Origin of the sequence: Streptomyces sp. NBC_01116 (genome assembly GCF_041435495.1) — a bacterium.
GTDB lineage: Bacteria > Actinomycetota > Actinomycetes > Streptomycetales > Streptomycetaceae > Streptomyces.
Genome location: NZ_CP108644.1, coordinates 6280273 through 6296680 on the forward strand (window position 1 = coordinate 6280273; position 16408 = coordinate 6296680).

General features: G+C 71.5%; 19 protein-coding genes. 14 read left to right on the forward strand and 5 right to left on the reverse strand.

The features are described 5' to 3' along the window. Positions 1 to 18 precede the first annotated feature (18 nt). On the forward strand, positions 19 to 1194 hold the full coding sequence (locus OG245_RS27805) for a D-alanine--D-alanine ligase family protein (RefSeq protein WP_371626138.1): 1176 nt from the start codon (positions 19 to 21) through the stop codon (positions 1192 to 1194). A 15-nt stretch (positions 1195 to 1209) separates the two neighbouring features. Here OG245_RS27805 and OG245_RS27810 read toward each other — a convergent pair whose 3' ends face one another. Together OG245_RS27810 and OG245_RS27815 are read right to left on the reverse strand one after the other, a co-directional pair. Beyond that, positions 1210 to 1698: a DUF3515 domain-containing protein gene (locus OG245_RS27810; RefSeq protein WP_371626139.1), complete on the reverse strand. Its 489-nt coding sequence runs from the start codon at positions 1696 to 1698 to the stop codon at positions 1210 to 1212. Positions 1699 to 1718: 20 nt separating this feature from the next. Further along, positions 1719 to 1952 (reverse strand): Lrp/AsnC ligand binding domain-containing protein, encoded by a 234-nt coding sequence (locus OG245_RS27815; RefSeq protein ID WP_003965992.1) that lies wholly within the window; start codon positions 1950 to 1952, stop codon positions 1719 to 1721. Positions 1953 to 2171: 219 nt separating this feature from the next. Here OG245_RS27815 and OG245_RS27820 point away from each other — a divergent pair, with 219 nt between their 5' ends. Both OG245_RS27820 and thiD read left to right on the forward strand, forming a co-directional pair. Next, the gene (locus OG245_RS27820; protein WP_371626140.1) at positions 2172 to 3143 is read left to right on the forward strand and encodes a thiamine-phosphate kinase; all 972 of its coding nucleotides are present in this window, start codon (positions 2172 to 2174) and stop codon (positions 3141 to 3143) included. A gap of 60 nt (positions 3144 to 3203) precedes the next feature. Further along, on the forward strand, positions 3204 to 4028 hold the full coding sequence (thiD, locus tag OG245_RS27825; RefSeq protein WP_371626141.1) for a bifunctional hydroxymethylpyrimidine kinase/phosphomethylpyrimidine kinase: 825 nt from the start codon (positions 3204 to 3206) through the stop codon (positions 4026 to 4028). 85 nt (positions 4029 to 4113) lie between these two features. Here thiD and rpmB read toward each other — a convergent pair whose 3' ends face one another. Beyond that, positions 4114 to 4299 carry a 50S ribosomal protein L28 gene (gene rpmB / locus OG245_RS27830; protein ID WP_003965989.1) on the reverse strand — a complete coding sequence of 62 codons (186 nt, stop codon included), beginning with the start codon at positions 4297 to 4299 and terminating at the stop codon, positions 4114 to 4116. Between the two features lie 256 nt (positions 4300 to 4555). Between rpmB and OG245_RS27835 the strand changes: the two genes are divergently transcribed. From OG245_RS27835 to mutM, 9 genes are all read left to right on the forward strand, one after another. Continuing rightward, the gene (locus tag OG245_RS27835) at positions 4556 to 6286 is read left to right on the forward strand and encodes a DAK2 domain-containing protein (RefSeq protein WP_371626142.1); all 1731 of its coding nucleotides are present in this window, start codon (positions 4556 to 4558) and stop codon (positions 6284 to 6286) included. Positions 6287 to 6335: 49 nt separating this feature from the next. After that, the gene (gene recG / locus OG245_RS27840; RefSeq protein WP_371626143.1) at positions 6336 to 8543 is read left to right on the forward strand and encodes an ATP-dependent DNA helicase RecG; all 2208 of its coding nucleotides are present in this window, start codon (positions 6336 to 6338) and stop codon (positions 8541 to 8543) included. A gap of 138 nt (positions 8544 to 8681) precedes the next feature. Next, complete coding sequence (rsmD, locus tag OG245_RS27845) at positions 8682 to 9266, forward strand: 16S rRNA (guanine(966)-N(2))-methyltransferase RsmD (RefSeq protein WP_371626144.1); 585 nt, start codon at positions 8682 to 8684, stop codon at positions 9264 to 9266. Positions 9267 to 9292: 26 nt separating this feature from the next. Then, positions 9293 to 9772: a pantetheine-phosphate adenylyltransferase gene (gene coaD / locus OG245_RS27850; protein ID WP_371628008.1), complete on the forward strand. Its 480-nt coding sequence runs from the start codon at positions 9293 to 9295 to the stop codon at positions 9770 to 9772. A gap of 116 nt (positions 9773 to 9888) precedes the next feature. Then, on the forward strand, positions 9889 to 11004 hold the full coding sequence (locus OG245_RS27855; RefSeq protein ID WP_371626145.1) for an ATP synthase F0 subunit B: 1116 nt from the start codon (positions 9889 to 9891) through the stop codon (positions 11002 to 11004). Between the two features lie 217 nt (positions 11005 to 11221). Further along, entirely contained in the window at positions 11222 to 11836 is a 615-nt protein-coding gene (locus tag OG245_RS27860; protein ID WP_371626146.1) for a DUF177 domain-containing protein, read from the forward strand. A 2-nt stretch (positions 11837 to 11838) separates the two neighbouring features. Next, positions 11839 to 12012, forward strand: a complete 174-nt coding sequence (rpmF, locus tag OG245_RS27865) for a 50S ribosomal protein L32 (RefSeq protein ID WP_003965982.1) — start codon at positions 11839 to 11841, stop codon at positions 12010 to 12012. 19 nt (positions 12013 to 12031) lie between these two features. Continuing rightward, positions 12032 to 12856 carry a ribonuclease III gene (gene rnc, locus OG245_RS27870; protein WP_003965979.1) on the forward strand — a complete coding sequence of 275 codons (825 nt, stop codon included), beginning with the start codon at positions 12032 to 12034 and terminating at the stop codon, positions 12854 to 12856. Positions 12857 to 12973: 117 nt separating this feature from the next. After that, on the forward strand, positions 12974 to 13834 hold the full coding sequence (gene mutM, locus OG245_RS27875; RefSeq protein ID WP_371626147.1) for a bifunctional DNA-formamidopyrimidine glycosylase/DNA-(apurinic or apyrimidinic site) lyase: 861 nt from the start codon (positions 12974 to 12976) through the stop codon (positions 13832 to 13834). Here the strand turns inward: mutM and OG245_RS27880 are convergent. Further along, entirely contained in the window at positions 13807 to 14193 is a 387-nt protein-coding gene (locus tag OG245_RS27880) for a winged helix-turn-helix transcriptional regulator (RefSeq protein WP_371626148.1), read from the reverse strand. The two genes, mutM and OG245_RS27880, sit on opposite strands and share 28 nt — an antisense overlap. Positions 14194 to 14267: 74 nt before the next feature. Then, positions 14268 to 15218, reverse strand: a complete 951-nt coding sequence (locus OG245_RS27885) for a CAP domain-containing protein (RefSeq protein ID WP_371626149.1) — start codon at positions 15216 to 15218, stop codon at positions 14268 to 14270. Positions 15219 to 15451: 233 nt separating this feature from the next. Here OG245_RS27885 and OG245_RS27890 point away from each other — a divergent pair, with 233 nt between their 5' ends. Next, positions 15452 to 15733: an acylphosphatase gene (locus OG245_RS27890; RefSeq protein ID WP_371626150.1), complete on the forward strand. Its 282-nt coding sequence runs from the start codon at positions 15452 to 15454 to the stop codon at positions 15731 to 15733. Positions 15734 to 16171: 438 nt separating this feature from the next. Further along, positions 16172 to 16384 carry a hypothetical protein gene (locus OG245_RS27895; RefSeq protein ID WP_003965973.1) on the forward strand — a complete coding sequence of 71 codons (213 nt, stop codon included), beginning with the start codon at positions 16172 to 16174 and terminating at the stop codon, positions 16382 to 16384. Positions 16385 to 16408: the final 24 nt, after the last annotated feature.

Consider the following 16408-nt stretch of genomic DNA (forward strand, 5'->3'; position numbering starts at 1 on the left):
AGGTACGCTCATCGCGATATGAGCAGCGAGAACCTCCCCCAGAGCCCTGAGCGCGCCGAGAGCCCTGAGCCGCAGCGCCGCAAGCCCCGCGTGGCTGTCGTGTTCGGCGGCCGCAGCTCCGAACACGGCATCTCGGTCGTCACGGCCGGCGCCGTCATGAGGGCCATCGACCGGACGAAGTACGACGTCCTGCCGATCGGCATCACGACGGACGGCCGCTGGGCGCTCACCGCCGACGAGCCCGAACGCATGGCCATCACCGACCGCAAGGTCCCCGACGTGGACCTGCTCACCGAGTCCGCCGAGGGCAGCGTCGTGCTCTCCGTGGACCCCGGCAGCCGTGAGGTCCTCTACAGCGAACCCGGCTCCGTGCCCAAGGCACTGGGCGAGGTCGACGTCGTCTTCCCCGTGCTGCACGGTCCGTACGGGGAGGACGGCACCCTCCAGGGCCTCCTCGAACTCTCCGGTGTGCCCTACGTCGGCGCGGGCGTCCTCGCCTCCGCCGTCGGCCAGGACAAGGAGTACATGAAGCGCGTCTTCCTTTCCTTCGGCCTGCCCGTCGGCCCGTACGAGGTCGTCCGCCCCCGCGAGTGGGACAACGACCCCGCCGCCGCCCGCAAGCGGATCGTGGACTTCGCCGGCGAGCACGGCTGGCCGCTGTTCATCAAGCCCGCCCGCGGCGGCTCCTCGATGGGCATCACCAAGGTCGACTCCGTCGAAGGCCTCGACGAGGCGATCGAGGAGGCCCGCCGCCACGACCCGAAGTTCCTCGTCGAGTCGCTGCTGCGCGGCCGCGAGATCGAGTGCGGGGTGCTGGAGTTCGAGGACGGCCCGCGCGCCAGCGTGCCCGCCGAGATCCCGCCGGTCACCGCACACGACTTCTACGACTTCGAGGCCAAGTACATCGACTCGGCCGCCGGGCTCGTGCCCGCTCCGCTCACCGAGGAGCAGACCGCCGAGGTGCGGCGCCTCGCCGTCGCGGCCTTCGACGCCGTCTCCTGCGAGGGCCTGGTGCGCGCCGACTTCTTCCTCACCGAGGACGGCTCCTTCGTCATCAACGAGATCAACACCCTGCCGGGCTTCACCCCGATCTCCATGTACCCGCGCATGTGGCAGGAGAGCGGCGTCAGCTACCCGGAGCTGGTCGACCGGCTGATCCAGGCCGCGTTGAGCCGCTCCACCGGACTGCGCTGACGGAGCCGACGGCCCTCAGAACTTGCTCGGTACCGTCTTCGAGACCGGGCCGGCGAACGAGGCCAGCGGCGTGATGTCGTGGGCGTACGTCGAGTCCAGCGTGACCTCGACGTACGCCTTGCGGTACGTGGTCGTGAACCGCGGACCGGAGCCCTCGGGCTCCTCCAGCATCCACTGCACGCCGTCCGCCTCGACGCCCTGCGACTGGGGGTCGTCCATCTTGGCGGGCCGGGGGACCCCGCAGCGCAGTACGATCGCCCCGTCCCCCCAGCCGGCGGTCAGCTCCGAATCCGGGGAGGGGTCGCTGCGTTCCAGTTCGAGGACGGTCTCCGGCAGTTCCTCGTGCAGGGCCTCGCAGTACGCTGCGGCCTCCGAGGACGGCGTGGGAACCGTGATCGAGGGCTCCGCGTCGCTGAGGGAACAGCCCGCCGCGGCCAGGACGAGCACGGCAGCGGACGGACCGAGGAACATCGAGCGGGGGGAACGGCGGGCGGATGACGTCACCGGCCCAGCCTAGACGGGGGTCAGAGGTGGACGACCGGGCAGGTCAGGGTTCGTGTGATGCCGTCCACCTGCTGCACCTTGGCGACCACCATGCGGCCGAGTTCATCGACCGTGTCTGCTTGGGCCCGCACGATCACGTCGTACGGACCGGTGACGTCCTCTGCCTGGATGACTCCCGGGATCTTGGAAATGGTGTCGGCGACGATCGACGCCTTGCCCACTTCGGTCTGGATGAGGATGTACGCCTGTACCACGGAACCTCCAGGGCGGCCACGAGGATCATGTGGGGGAAAGGGACGCCACGTTATCGCGTTGCCGCGGGCCACGGGGAGACCTACGGGCCGGATGACGTCCACAGCGTGGCGTACAGGGCGCAGAAGTTGACGTATCTCTTGACGGTACCGACAGCACAGACGGCTCGCGACCGGGGGCCCGGACGGGTGTCCGGGGCGATAAAGGAGAGGTGAGACTCGGTGAAGGGAACCGTGGGCGAGTTGGGGGAGTTCGGGCTCATCAGAGAGCTCACGTCCCGGCTCACCACCACTCCGGCGGTACGGCTGGGGCCCGGCGACGACGCCGCGGTCGTGGCCGCCCCCGACCGCAGGGTCGTGGCCAGTACGGACATCCTGCTGGAAGGCCGGCACTTCCGGCGCGACTGGTCGACGGCGTACGACGTCGGCCGCAAGGCCGCCGCCCAGAACCTCGCCGACATCGCGGCCATGGGCGCCGTGCCCACCGCGCTGCTCCTCGGCCTCGTCGTCCCCGCCGACCTCCCCGTCACCTGGGCCGCCGAGCTGATGGACGGGCTGCGCGACGAGTGCCAGGTGGCGGGCGCTGCCGTGGTCGGCGGCGATGTGGTCGGCGGCGACACGATCACCGTCGCGATCACCGCCCTCGGCGACCTGCGCAACCACGAACCGGTCACCCGGGCCGGCGCCCGCCCCGGCGACGTCGTCGCGGTCACCGGCTGGCTCGGCTGGTCCGCCGCCGGATACGCCGTGCTCTCCCGCGGCTTCCGCTCGCCCCGCGCCTTCGTCGAGGCCCACCGCCGGCCCGAACCGCCGTACCACGCGGGCCCCGCGGCCGCCGGGCTCGGCGCCACCGCGATGACCGACGTCAGCGACGGCCTCGTCGCGGACCTCGGGCACATCGCGGAGTCCAGCAAGGTCCGCATCGACCTGCGCTCCGGCCTCATCGACATCCCCTCGCAGATGTCCGACATCGGCCAGGCCGTCGGCGTCGACCCGCTCCAGTGGGTGCTGACCGGGGGAGAGGACCACGCGATCGTGGCGACCTTCCCGCCGGACGTGAAGCTGCCCGCCCGCTGGAAGGTGATCGGCGAGGTCCTCAACCCCTCCGCCCTGCCCCAGGTCACCGTCGACGGAGCGCCCTGGACCAGCAAGGGCGGCTGGGACCACTTCGGCTCCATCGAGGACACCCACTGAGCGGGACAGCCCTCGGCCACGGGCGGCCGGTCCGTCGGCGCTGCCGCTAGATTGCTGCGTATGCCCATACGTACCGCTGTACCGCCCCGCGTGCTCACCGTCGCCGGATCCGACTCCGGCGGCGGTGCGGGAATCCAGGCCGATCTGAAGACGATGCTCGCGCTCGGCGTGCACGGCATGAGCGTGCTCACCGCCGTCACCGCGCAGAACTCCCTCGGCGTCCAGGGCACGTGGGAGCTTCCGGTGGACGCCGTACGCGCCCAGTACCGCAGCGTCGTCGACGACATCGGCGTCCAGGCCGTGAAGACCGGCATGCTCGCCTCCGCCGCCCTCGTGGAGACCGTCGCCGAACTCCTCGCCGGAACCGACGCCCCGGTCGTCGTCGACCCGGTCGGCGTCTCCAAGCACGGCGACGCGCTGCTCGCCGCCGAGGCACTCGACTCCGTACGCACGAAGCTGCTGCCCGTCGCCACCGTCGCCACCCCGAACCTCGACGAAGTGGCCCAGCTCACCGGGGTCACGGTCACCGACGAGAGCGGGATGCGCCGGGCCGCCGAGGAGATCCTCGCCTTCGGACCCCGCTGGGTCGTCATCAAGGGCGGCCACCTGCCCGGTGAGGCGGTGGACCTGCTCACCGACGGGAGCACGGAACACTGGCTGCGCGCCCCCCGGCACGACAACCGCCACACCCACGGCACCGGCTGCACCCTGGCCTCCGCCATCGCCTCCGGGCTCGCGCTCGGGAAGGACGTGCCCACGGCGGTACGGGACGCGAAGGCGTACGTCACCGGCGCGATCGAGGCCGGCTTCCCGCTCGGCGGCGGCATCGGCCCCGTCGACCACGGCTGGGAGACCCGCCCGGCCGGCACCGACCAGGCCGCCTGACCGGCGCCCGGGCACAGCAAAAAGCCGGTCCACCGAGGTGGACCGGCTTTTTGGGCAACCGGCAGGCTGCGCTACGACGGGGACGTCAGCGCGCGACCTTGCCGGCCTTGATGCACGAGGTGCAGACGTTGAGCCGCTTCGGCGTCCGACCGACCACGGCACGCACGCGCTGGATGTTGGGATTCCAGCGACGGGACGTACGGCGGTGCGAGTGCGAAATGCTGTTGCCGAAGCTCGGCCCCTTGCCGCAAACGTCGCAGTTGGCAGCCACGGGTCACTCCAAAGACTTCAGATGCACTTACAGTGAAATCCGGCGCGCCGGAATCATTTGACTGAAGTGGCGGTACCGGAGGAATGGCCCGACTCTCATCGGGCAACCGGAGCAGCATACAACGCCTGCTTCGGAGATACGAAACTACCACGGGTCGGCCCCCCGCCCCGCCCGCCCCCTGTCCGGACCGGAACCCCGGCAGGCGGGCTAACCTGCGGTGCAGTCCGTCGCCACGGCCGATCGAGGAGGACCATCGGTGCCGCAGCTCCCCGACGATCTGAACGCCGTCGCGGTGCGCACGTGGTGCTCACTGGCCCTGGAGGCCCTGGGCCGGGAGCGCGCGGAGATCGACGCGATCAACGTCTATCCCATCGCCGACGGGGACACCGGCACCAACCTCTATCTGACCGTCGAGTCCGCCGCCGCGGCCGTCGAAGCGGTGTTCGCCGCGCACGAGACCGGAGCCACCGCGCCCGCCACCGCCGACGCCGTACGCGCCATGGCGCACGGCGCCCTGATCGGCGCCCGCGGGAACTCCGGCACGATCCTGGCCCAGCTGCTGCGCGGCATGGCCGGGGTGCTGGCCGAGGGCGGTGACGCGGCTCACCTGAGCCTCGCCCTCGCCCGGGCCGCCGACGCCGCCCGCCGGGCAGTCGCCCACCCCGTCGAGGGCACCGTGCTCACCGTCGCCGCTGCCGCCGCCGAGGCCGCAGCGGGAGAGGCCGCCGTGGGCGGGGCCGCAGCGGGCGAGAACACAGACCTGCGCGCCGTCGTGCACGCCGCGTACGCCGGAGCACTCGCGGCCCTCGCGAGGACGCCCGAGCAGCTCGCCGTCCTCGGCCGGGCGGGCGTGGTCGACGCCGGGGGCCGGGGACTGGTCGCGGTCCTGGGCGCGCTGGTGGAGACCGTGACCGGGCAGGCTCCGGTACGGGGGCCCCGCACCGGGCCCGGGAGGACGCCCGCGCCCGTGGACGGCGGCTCCGTGGTGGGCCTCCCGGTGGGCGGCACCCCGGTGGAGTCGGGCGCTCCCGCGGGGGAGGGGCCGGCGGACTGCCCCGAGGACGGGGCCGCCGGGCCCGCGTTCGAGGTGATCTACCTCCTGGAGGCCCGCGACGAGCAGGTGGCCCGGCTGCGCACCCGGCTCGACGCGCTCGGCGACTCCCTGGTCGTGGTGGGCGGCGACGGCCTCTGGCACGTCCACGTCCACGTCGACGACGCCGGGGCGGCCGTGGAGGCGGGCGTCGAGGCGGGGCGGCCCTACCGGATCCGGATCACCCACTTCGCCACCGAGAGCGGCCACGACCTCCGCGTCCAGGCCGAACCCGCCCAGCGCGCCGTCGTCGTCGTGGTCCCCGGCGACGGACTGGCCGGGCTCTGCACCGAGGCCGGCGCCACCACCGTGATCGCCCGCCCCGGCGAACCGCCCGCCAGCGGCGAACTGGTCGACGCCATCCGCCGCGCCCACGCCCGCGAGGTGGTGCTGCTGCCCAACGACGCCGCCCTGCGCCACACCGCCGCCGCGGCCGCCGAACAGGCCAGGACCGAGGGGGTCCGGGTCGCCCTCGTCCCCACCCGGGCCGCCGTCCAGGGCATCGCCGCCCTCGCCGTCCACGAGCCCGACCGGGGCTTCGACGAGGACGTGGTCGCCATGACCGCCGCCGCCGGCGCCACCCGCTACGCCGAACTGGCCGTCGCCGAGCGCCAGTCGTGGACCATGGCCGGGATCTGCCAGGCCGGGGACATCCTCGGACTGATCGACGGCGACGTGGCCGTGATCGGCGCCGACGTCCCCGCCACCGCCCGCACCGTCCTCGACCGGATGCTGGCGGCGGGCGGCGAACTGGTCACCCTCGTCCTCGGCGAGGACGTCCCCGACTCGCTGGCCGAAGCGCTGGAGGACCACGTGCGCGAGGGCTACCTCGCCGTGGACACCGTGGTCTACCGGGGCGGGCATCAGCGCGCACCGCTGCTCATCGGCGTCGAGTAGCCGCCCCGCCGCCGCGCCCGGCGGACAGCTGTCAGTGCCGTGGTGTGCAATGGATCGCGTGTCCTCGTTCGATGAACCTCTGAAGAAGCTGCTCGGCGGAGCCACCGCGAAGGTGATGGCCGAACACCTCGACCTGCACACGGTCGGTGATCTGCTGCACCACTACCCGCGGCGGTACGAGGAGCGCGGCAAGCTGACCGCGCTGGCAGACCTCCCGCTGGACGAGCACGTCACGGTCGTCGCCCAGGTCGCCGACGCCCGGATCCTGATGTTCAACAACGGCCGGGGCAAACGCCTGGAGGTCACCCTGACCGACGGCAGCGGCCGCCTCCAGCTGGTCTTCTTCGGCCACGGCGTCCACAAGCCGCACAAGGAGCTGCTCCCGGGCCGCCAGGCGATGTTCGCGGGCAAGGTCTCCGTCTTCAACCGCAAGATGCAGCTGGCCCACCCCACGTACCAACTGCTCGACGCCTCCGACGCCGACGAGGCGACCGAGGCCGTGGACGCCTTCGCCGGGCGGCTGCTGCCGATCTACCCCGCCTGCAAGCAGCTCGACTCCTGGCGGATCGCCAAGGCCGTGGACGCCGTGCTGCCGAGCGCTCAGGACGCGGTCGACCCGCTGCCCGCCTCCCTGCGCGAGGGCCGGGGCTTCACCCCGCTGCCCGAGGCCCTGCTCAAGGTGCACCGGCCGCAGACCAGGGCGGACGTCGAGGACGCCAGGGCCCGCCTCAAATGGGACGAGGCGTTCGTCCTCCAGGTCGCCCTGGCCCGCCGCCGGTACGCCGACACCCAGCTGCCCGCCGTCGCCCGCCGCCCCACTCCGGACGGCCTGCTGGACGCCTTCGACGCCAAGCTGCCCTTCACCCTCACCGAGGGCCAGGAGAAGGTCAGCAAGGAGATCTTCGACGACCTGGCCACCGAGCATCCGATGCACCGCCTCCTCCAGGGAGAGGTGGGCAGCGGAAAGACGATGGTGGCGCTGCGCGCCATGCTCACCGTGGTCGACGCGGGCGGCCAGGCCGCGATGCTCGCCCCCACCGAGGTCCTCGCCCAGCAGCACCACCGCTCGATCACCGAGATGATGGGCGAGCTGGCCGAGGGCGGCATGCTCGGCGGCTCGGACCGGGGGACCAAGGTCGTCCTGCTCACCGGCTCCATGGGCATGGCCGCCCGCCGTCAGGCCCTGCTCGACCTGGTCACCGGCGAGGCCGGGATCGTCATCGGCACCCACGCCCTCATCGAGGACAAGGTGCAGTTCCACGACCTGGGCCTGGTCGTGGTCGACGAGCAGCACCGCTTCGGCGTGGAACAGCGCGACGCCCTGCGCTCGAAGGGCAAGCAGCCGCCCCACCTCCTCGTCATGACCGCCACCCCCATCCCCCGTACGGTCGCGATGACGGTCTTCGGCGACCTGGAGACCTCCGTCCTGGACCAGCTCCCGGCCGGCCGCTCCCCGATCGCCAGCCACGTCGTCCCCGCCAAGGACAAGCCGCACTTCCTCAGCCGCGCCTGGGAACGCGTCCGCGAGGAGGTCGAGAACGGCCACCAGGCGTACGTGGTCTGCCCCCGCATCGGCGACGACGCGGAGGAGGAGAAGAAGGGCAGGGCCAAGAAGAAGGCCGCCGAGGAGGATCCGGACAAGCGCCCGCCGCTCGCCGTCCTGGAGATCGCCGATGAGCTGCGCAAGGGCGCGCTGGCCGGGCTGACCGTCGAAGTGCTGCACGGCCGCATGCACCCCGACGAGAAGGACGACGTGATGCGCCGCTTCGCCGCCGGGGACGTCGACGTCCTGGTCGCCACCACCGTCATCGAGGTCGGGGTCAACGTCCCCAACGCCACCGCCATGGTGATCATGGACGCCGACCGCTTCGGCGTCTCCCAGCTCCACCAGCTCCGCGGCCGCGTCGGCCGTGGCTCCGCCCCCGGGCTCTGCCTGCTGGTCAGCGAGGCCCACGAGGCGAGCCCCGCCCGCGCCCGGCTCTCCGCCGTCGCCGCCACCCTCGACGGCTTCGAGCTCTCCCGCATCGACCTGGAGCAGCGCCGCGAGGGCGATGTGCTGGGCCAGGCCCAGTCCGGAGTGCGCTCATCGCTGCGGATGCTCACCGTCATCGACGACGAGGAGGTGATCGCCGCGGCCCGGGAGGAGGCCGTCGCGGTCGTCGCCGCCGACCCGGAGCTGGAGCACCTGCCGGAGCTGCGCACGGTGCTGGCCGCCCTCCTGGACAAGGACCGCGAGGAGTATCTCGACAAGGGGTGAGGGCGTGGGGGCGTCCTGCCGGTCGGGCCGGTGCGTGCCGCACGCCATATCGTGGACGTACGGCACGCGCCCGGCGCGCGTGCCGACCGCCGACGGCCCCGTGCGCCGTACGCCCCCGACCCCGAGGACCCCACACCCATGACCCGCGTGATCGCCGGCTCGGCCGGCGGACGCCGCCTGGCCGTCCCGCCCGGCACCGGCACCCGCCCCACCTCCGACCGTGCGCGCGAGGGCCTCTTCTCGACCTGGGAAGCGCTGCTCGGCACCCTGGAGGGGGTCAGGGTCGCCGATCTGTACGCCGGATCCGGCGCCGTCGGCCTCGAAGCGCTCTCCCGCGGCGGGGTCCACGCCCTGCTCGTCGAGGCCGACCCGAAGGCCGTCCGCACCGTCCGCGACAACGTCCGCACCCTCGGTCTCCCCGGCGCCGAGGTCCGCACCGGCAAAGCCGAGCAGATCGTGACAGGACCGGCGCCCGCCGACCCGTACGACATCGTCTTCCTGGACCCGCCGTACGCCGTCACCGATGACGATCTCCGCGAGATCCTGCTCACACTCCGTGCTCAGGGGTGGCTCAGCGACGATGTGCTCGTCACCGTGGAACGCAGCACCCGGGGCGGAGAATTCGGCTGGCCCGCCGGATTCGAGCCACTGCGGTCCCGTCGTTACGGCGAGGGAACGCTTTGGTACGGTCGCGCCGCCACCACGTGCGAAGACGCACGATGACCGGACCGGAGAGCGAGGGAATCACAGTGCGCCGCGCCGTCTGTCCGGGGTCGTTCGACCCCATCACCAACGGACATCTCGACATCATTGGCCGAGCCTCGAAGCTGTACGACGTGGTGCATGTGGCGGTGATGATCAACCAGTCCAAGAAGGGGCTGTTCGCCGTCGACGAGCGGATCGAGCTGATCCGCGAGGTCACCGCCGACTTCGGCAACGTCGAGGTGGAGTCCTTCCACGGCCTGCTGGTCGACTTCTGCAAGCAGCGGGAGATCCCGGCGATCGTGAAGGGCCTGCGGGCCGTCAGCGACTTCGACTACGAGCTGCAGATGGCCCAGATGAACAACGGCCTCTCCGGCGTCGAGACGCTCTTCGTGCCGACCAATCCGACGTACAGCTTCCTGTCGTCCTCGCTGGTCAAGGAGGTGGCGACCTGGGGCGGCGACGTCTCCCACCTGCTGCCGCCGACCGTGCACGAGGCGCTCGTGAAGCGGCTGGGCGAACGCTGAGCCGCTGACGGCCCGTCACCAGGTGTCGGGCGGTGGCCGACTGGCCTTACAGTCGTCCCGTCCGTCTCCAACGGAGCAGCAGCTTCAACAGAGCAGCAGAGAGTGGCGAGCACACGGTGGACGTGCAGAAGAAGCTCGACGAGATCGTCGACGCGGTCGGGAGCGCCCGATCCATGCCCATGTCGGCCTCGTGCGTGGTCAACCGCGCCGAGCTGCTCGCCATGCTCGAAGAAGTGCGCCAGGCCCTGCCCGGCTCCCTCGCCCAGGCGCAGGAGCTGATCGGCGGCCAGGAGCAGCTCGCCGTGCAGGCCCGGCAGGAGGCCGAGCGGATCATCGAGTCGGCCCACGCCCAGCGCGCCTCGCTGATCTCCGAGACCGAGATCGCCCGCCAGTCGCAGAGCGAGTCCGACCGGATCCTGTCCGAGGCCCGCCGCGAGGCCGAGGAGGTCCGGGCCGAGGCCGACGACTACGTCGACAGCAAGCTCGCCAACTTCGAGGTCGTCCTCACCAAGACCATCGGTTCCGTGGACCGGGGCCGCGAGAAGCTCCTCGGCCGCGGCCAGGGCCTGGACGAGCAGGGCTACCAGGACCCCGACTTCGCCGAGGCCCCCGAGCGCAGCGCCGACCCGGAGACCCTGCGGCAGCGGGCCGACGCCTACGTCGACGCCAAGTTCGGCGCCTTCGAGGCCGTCCTCGCGAAGACCCTGGAGGCGGTCGGCCGGGGCCGCCAGAAGCTGCACGGCCGGGTCGCCAGCGACGACCTCGGCGCGCACATGGCCGCCCAGGACGCCGCGGGCGGGCAGGGGCACACCAGCGACGCCGACTACCTGGCCGGCCTCGCCGAGCTCGCGCCACCGCCGCGGCAGGCGCCCCAGCGGCCCCCGTACCCCGCGCCGCCGCAGGGCGAGCCGAGCTACGCGCAGCCGGCGTACGGCTACCAGGAGCCGCCGCCGCAGCAGGGCGTCCAGGACGCGTACGGCTACCAGCAGCAGCCCGACCCGTACGCGGCGTACCAGCAGCAGGGCGGCTACGACCCGAACGGGTACCCGCCCCAGCCGGGGACCCAGCCCGACTACGGCTGGCCCCAGCAGGCCCAGTCCCAGTCCCAGCCCCAGCAGGCCCAGCCGCAGACGGCCGACCAGCAGGGCGGTGGCGCGCTGGACGAGACCAGCCTCTTCGACACCAGCATGATCGACCTGGAACAGCTGCGCCGGTACGAACAGGGCCGCTGACCCCGGTCGGGGTTGCCCCGATTGGGTGCTGAGCGGTCCGTCCAGTATCCTGAATCCTCGGTCGCACATAGGTCCGCGATCTCGGCTGCCCGTTTCGTCTCCGGAACGGAGCCGGTTCGACCCCGGACCGCAGACGACCCTCCCTTCGCAGCACGACACCCATGATTCGAAAGCAGGAAAAGCCCTGAACGGCCACCTCGACCACCGCAACCCTCTCGTGTTCGATACGCACGAGCTGGGCCGGCGTCCCGGTGCCCTGAAGCGGCTGACCCGCTCGGTGGAGGCACCCGGTTCACCGGTCCTGGGGATCGACGGCGTCATCGGCGTGCCGGAAGGCGCCCCGGTGGAGCTGGACCTCCGCCTCGAATCGGTCATGGAAGGGGTGCTTGTCACAGGCACCGCCCGTGCAACCGCCGAGGGGGAGTGCGTAAGGTGTCTGGAGCCGCTGACCGTAGAGGTCGACGCGGACTTCCAGGAAATGTTCTCGTACCCTGACGCCGATGACCGGGGCCGCAGCAGTGCGGCGGAACCGGCCGACGACGCCGAGGACGACGAGGACAGGTTCTTCCTCGAGGACGGCTTGTTCGACCTCGAGTCAATGCTGCGTGACGCGGTAGTGCTCGCACTGCCCATGCAGCCGGTGTGCAAGGAGACCTGCGCCGGTCTGTGTTCCGAATGCGGAATCAGGCTGGACGAGAATCCGGACCACCACCACGACGCCGTCGACATTCGTTGGGCGGCACTGCAAGGACTCGCCGATACCGTTCAGGACGGCGAGAAGGACAACATGGGCGGCGCCGAACCTGGCGTCGACGAGAAGCAGGAGAAGTAGCCGTGGCTGTTCCGAAGCGGAAGATGTCGCGCAGCAACACGCGCCACCGCCGGTCGCAGTGGAAGGCTGCGGTCCCCACCCTGGTTTCGTGCGAGCGTTGCCAGGAGCCCAAGCTCCAGCACATTGCGTGCCCGAGCTGCGGCACCTACAACAAGCGCCAGGTCCTCGAGGTCTGAGCGGCTGGTGAGAGGCCCGATGTCTGAGTTGTCCAGCGCCAAGAAGCAGGCAGACAACGTCAACACAGCCTCGTCCCACACGCTTCTGGAAGGGCGGCTCGGGTATCACCTCGAGTCCGCCCTTCTGGTGCGTGCGCTGACCCACCGTTCGTACGCATACGAGAACGGCGGTCTGCCCACCAACGAGCGGCTCGAATTCCTCGGGGACTCGGTGCTCGGCCTGGTGGTCACGGACACGCTGTACCGCACCCACCCCGACCTGCCCGAAGGCCAGCTGGCCAAGTTGCGGGCCGCGGTGGTCAACTCGCGTGCGCTTGCGGAAGTGGGCCGCGGCCTCGAACTCGGCTCCTTCATCCGGCTCGGCCGCGGTGAAGAGGGCACGGGGGGCCGGGACAAGGCTTCCATCCTCGCCGACACACTGGAAGCAGTGATCGGCGCGGTCTATCTCGACCAGGGCCTCAGCGCGGCCTCGGAGCTGGTCCACCGGCTCTTCGACCCGCTGATCGACAGGTCCTCGAACCTCGGCGCCGGCCTGGACTGGAAGACCAGCCTCCAGGAGCTCACCGCGAGCGAGAGCCTCGGAGTCCCCGAGTACCTCGTCACGGAGACCGGTCCGGATCACGAGAAGACCTTCACTGCTGCCGCTCGCGTCGGTGGTGTCTCGTACGGCACCGGCACCGGCCGTAGCAAGAAGGAAGCGGAGCAGCAGGCGGCCGAGTCCGCCTGGCGCGAGATCAGCGCCGCCGCGGAGGCACGGCAGGCCGCGGAGAAGTCCGCGGCCGACGGAGGGGCCGCCGACACCCCTGCCGATCCGTCGCCGAACACGGACGCCGCTCCGGCCTGAAGCGAAACGGGAACCCCTCGGTGCCACGCGCGCCGGGGGGTTTTCCCTGTCCCCGGGGGCGGCTTCCGCGGAAGAGCCGCTCCCGTACTACCGTCGTCGTGTCTGGAGTGGTGCACCGTGCCCGAGCTGCCCGAGGTGGAAGTCGTCCGGCGGGGCCTGGAACGCTGGGTCAGCGGCCGTACCGTCAGCGAGGTCGAGGTCCTGCACCCGCGGTCGGTCCGCCGGCACCTCGCGGGCGGCGTCGACTTCGCCGCGCGGCTGCGCGGAGTCCGTTTCGGGGCGGCGATGCGCCGCGGCAAGTACCTCTGGGTGCCCATCGACGAGGCCTCCGCCTCGCTGCTGGGACACCTCGGCATGAGCGGACAACTGCTGGTGCGGCCGGCGGACGCGCCCGACGAGAAGCACCTGCGGATCCGGATGCGGTTCGACGACGCGCTCGGCACCGAGCTGCGCTTCGTCGACCAGCGGACCTTCGGCGGGCTCTCGCTCCACGACAACACCCCCGACGGCCTGCCGGACACCATCGCGCACATCGCCCGGGACCCCCTCGACCCGCTCTTCGACGACGCCGCGTTCCACACCGCGCTGCGGCTGCGCCGTACGACGGTCAAGCGCGCCCTGCTCGACCAGTCGCTGATCAGCGGCGTCGGCAACATCTACGCGGACGAGGCGCTCTGGCGCGCCAGGCTGCACTACGACCGGCCGACCGCGACCCTGACCCGCCCCAGGTCCGCCGAGCTGCTCGGCCACGCCCGCGACGTCATGAACGCGGCACTCGCCCAGGGCGGCACCAGCTTCGACAGCCTGTACGTCAACGTGAACGGCGAGTCCGGCTACTTCGACCGGTCGCTCGACGCGTACGGCCGGGAGGGCGAGCCCTGCCACCGGTGCGGCACCCCGATGCGCCGCCGCGCCTGGATGAACCGCTCCAGCTACTACTGCCCGCGCTGTCAGCGCCCGCCGCGCGCCTCGTCGTAACGCGTACGGGAGGCCAGCACGTCGTCCATCCGCCCCTCGACGAACCGGATCAGCCCGAGGAGCCTCTCCGTGACCTCGCGGCCGAACGGCGTGAGCTCGTAGTCCACCCGGGGCGGGTTGACCGGCTGGGCCTCCCGCAGGACGAGCCCGTCCCGCTCCAGCGCGTGCAGGGTCTGGGCGAGCATCTTCTCGCTGACCCCGTCGACCCGGCGGCGCAGCTCGTTGAACCGGAGGCTTCCCTCGTACAGGGCGCCGAGCGTCAGGCTGCCCCAGCGCCCGGTGGCGTGCTCCAGCGTGGAGCGCGAGGGGCACTCCCGGGAGAAGACGTCGAACGCGAGACGGTCCGTATCACTGGCCATGGCAAAAGCTTACTCCCGCACCGCGCTCACCCCGAGGGAGCGCGGTGCGGGAGCAAGTGGACCGTGGAGGTGGGTCAGAAGCCGAAGTTCTGGACCCACCAGGGACCGCCGGAGCCCTCGTGGACACCGATGCCGATGGTCTTGTAATCGCAGTTGAGAATGTTCGCCCGGTGGCCTTCGCTGTTCATCCAGCCCTCCATCACGGCCTGGGCGTCGGCCTGGCCGCGGGCGATGTTCTCCGCGCCGAGCCCCTGCACACCGGCCTGCGCGGCCCGGTCCCAGGGCGTGTCGCCGTCCGGGTCCGTGTGGTCGAAGAAGCCGCGGGCCGCCATGTCCTCGCTGAAGTTCTGGGCTAGCGAGGTGAGCGGGGCGCTGGTGCTCAGCGGGGAGCAGCCGACCTTCGCGCGCTCCTGGTTCACCAGCGCCAGCACCTCGCTGCGCGCGGAGGCGTCGGTGGGGGAGGGGCTCGGCTTCTTGCTGGGCGGCGGGGCGGCGGAGGTCTTCGGCGGGGCCGGGGCCCTGCTCGCCGGGGCGCTCTTCTCCGGGGCCTTCGGGGCGGCGGGCGCCTTCGCCCTCTCGGACGGGGTGGCCGCCGGCTTCTTCGACGTGGCGGGTGCGGCCGACTTCGACGGCGTCTTCGAGGGCGAGGCCGAAGGCGTCCTGGAGGGTGTCTTCGACGGAGCCGTGCTCGGCGCCTCGGGGCGCTCGGAGCCCCGGCCGGTCGGGGACGAGGACCGGTCGGCCGGCGCGGTGGAGCTGCCGCCCTGCGTCAGCAGGTCCGGGGCGCCGCCGCTGCGCACCTGGTCGGCGGCGGTGGTGTTGCCGGAGGTGTAGGTGTCGCCGCCGGGAAGCAGTCCCGAGGCGACGGCGACCGCGCCGACGGCCACGGCCGCCGAGACGCCGAGGAGCCCGGTGCGGATCGGCACGGCGGACTTCCTGCGGCGCGTGCCCCGGCCTCGGGAAGCGGTCCCGGCCGCGGGTTCTTCAGCGGCGGGGCCTGCGGCGGATCGTCGGTGGCGTCCCATGCGCTGTGCCTTCCTGGTGCTCCGGACGCCCTGGCGACGTCGCTCGACTGCCTCGTTGATCGAATTCGGTGGCACGCTGAGTGAATACCGCCGCTTGATCGACTTTTCGGTCGACCAGCCTGACACCCATCCGATACTCACCCGATCGAGTGAGGCTGTTCCGACGGGACTGTAGCCCATGGCCGAAAGGGGGCGACGTGCTTCACGGGCAATTGGCCGGTTAGCGTTCGGGCATGAACGAAGAAGCGCGCCTCGTGGTCTGGGTACGCGGCCGAGTACAGCAAGTAGGGTTCCGCTGGTTCACCAGGGCAAATGCTCTGGAGATCGGTGGTCTCACCGGGTTCGCCCTCAATCTCGACGACGGAAGGGTGCAGATCGTGGCCGAAGGGCCGCGTGAGAATTGCCACCGCCTGCTCGACTGGCTGCGGTCCGACGACACACCCGGGCGCGTGGACGGAGTGACTGAGATCTGGGACATCCCGCGCGGTGGATACGACGGATTCGCCATTCGCTGATCGGGTCCCGCGCCGGACCGCCCGATCCGCTCGGTGAACGCCCCGTACCGAACGGTCACCGGAACGCCCGCTCGGCCTCCGCACCCGAAATGACCTGCGGCGGGACCCGGTGGAGGCCGATGGTTGCCAGATGCGGGATGTCGTGCAAGGCTGCGGCATCGACGAAGATCCGCGCACCCCTCGGGGTCCCGCAGGAGAGCCGCGCCGCATGATCGTCCGGCGGCGTGCCCCCGGGACGCCCGGGTACACAGGGTGTGATCGTGTTGACCGTCAAACTTTTTGGTGAGACGCTGAAAACCCCGCGCACCTTAGCTGTTCGGTAGAGCTGATTAGCAGCAGAACCGCAGTGGTGACAGAGCCCTGCCGAGCACCGCGGGTGCGATCCCTCGACGACCCACACCGCATCGGTCGGTCACTCATTGTGGAGGACCATCCATCATGGCAAAGGCGCTTCTCGGTTACGTCGGCGGTTCCGACCCGCGACTCCTCGCCGAGATGCGACGGCTCCAGCAGCGCGTCCAGGACCTGGAATCCGAGCTCAACCGGATCCAGGACGAGAACGACGCGCTCAACGCCGCCGCCCAGCACCAGGAGTCGCTGCTCGACAGCATCGACATCGACGTACCCCAGGGCGAGCCTGCGCTGACCTGACCACCCTGGCCCTCTCGGGCCGGT

Bases quoted from the DNA above. Each gene is read 5' to 3' on its own strand.
- OG245_RS27880 (WP_371626148.1), bottom strand. From the start codon at position 14,193: ATGGCCAGTGATACGGACCGTCTCGCGTTCGACGTCTTCTCCCGGGAG.
- OG245_RS27805 (WP_371626138.1), top strand. From the start codon at position 19: ATGAGCAGCGAGAACCTCCCCCAGAGCCCTGAGCGCGCCGAGAGCCCT.
- OG245_RS27890 (WP_371626150.1), top strand. From the start codon at position 15,452: ATGAACGAAGAAGCGCGCCTCGTGGTCTGGGTACGCGGCCGAGTACAG.
- rsmD (WP_371626144.1), top strand. From the start codon at position 8,682: ATGACCCGCGTGATCGCCGGCTCGGCCGGCGGACGCCGCCTGGCCGTC.
- OG245_RS27885 (WP_371626149.1), bottom strand. From the start codon at position 15,218: ATGGGACGCCACCGACGATCCGCCGCAGGCCCCGCCGCTGAAGAACCC.
- OG245_RS27895 (WP_003965973.1), top strand. From the start codon at position 16,172: ATGGCAAAGGCGCTTCTCGGTTACGTCGGCGGTTCCGACCCGCGACTC.
- recG (WP_371626143.1), top strand. From the start codon at position 6,336: ATGGATCGCGTGTCCTCGTTCGATGAACCTCTGAAGAAGCTGCTCGGC.
- rnc (WP_003965979.1), top strand. From the start codon at position 12,032: ATGTCTGAGTTGTCCAGCGCCAAGAAGCAGGCAGACAACGTCAACACA.
- thiD (WP_371626141.1), top strand. From the start codon at position 3,204: ATGCCCATACGTACCGCTGTACCGCCCCGCGTGCTCACCGTCGCCGGA.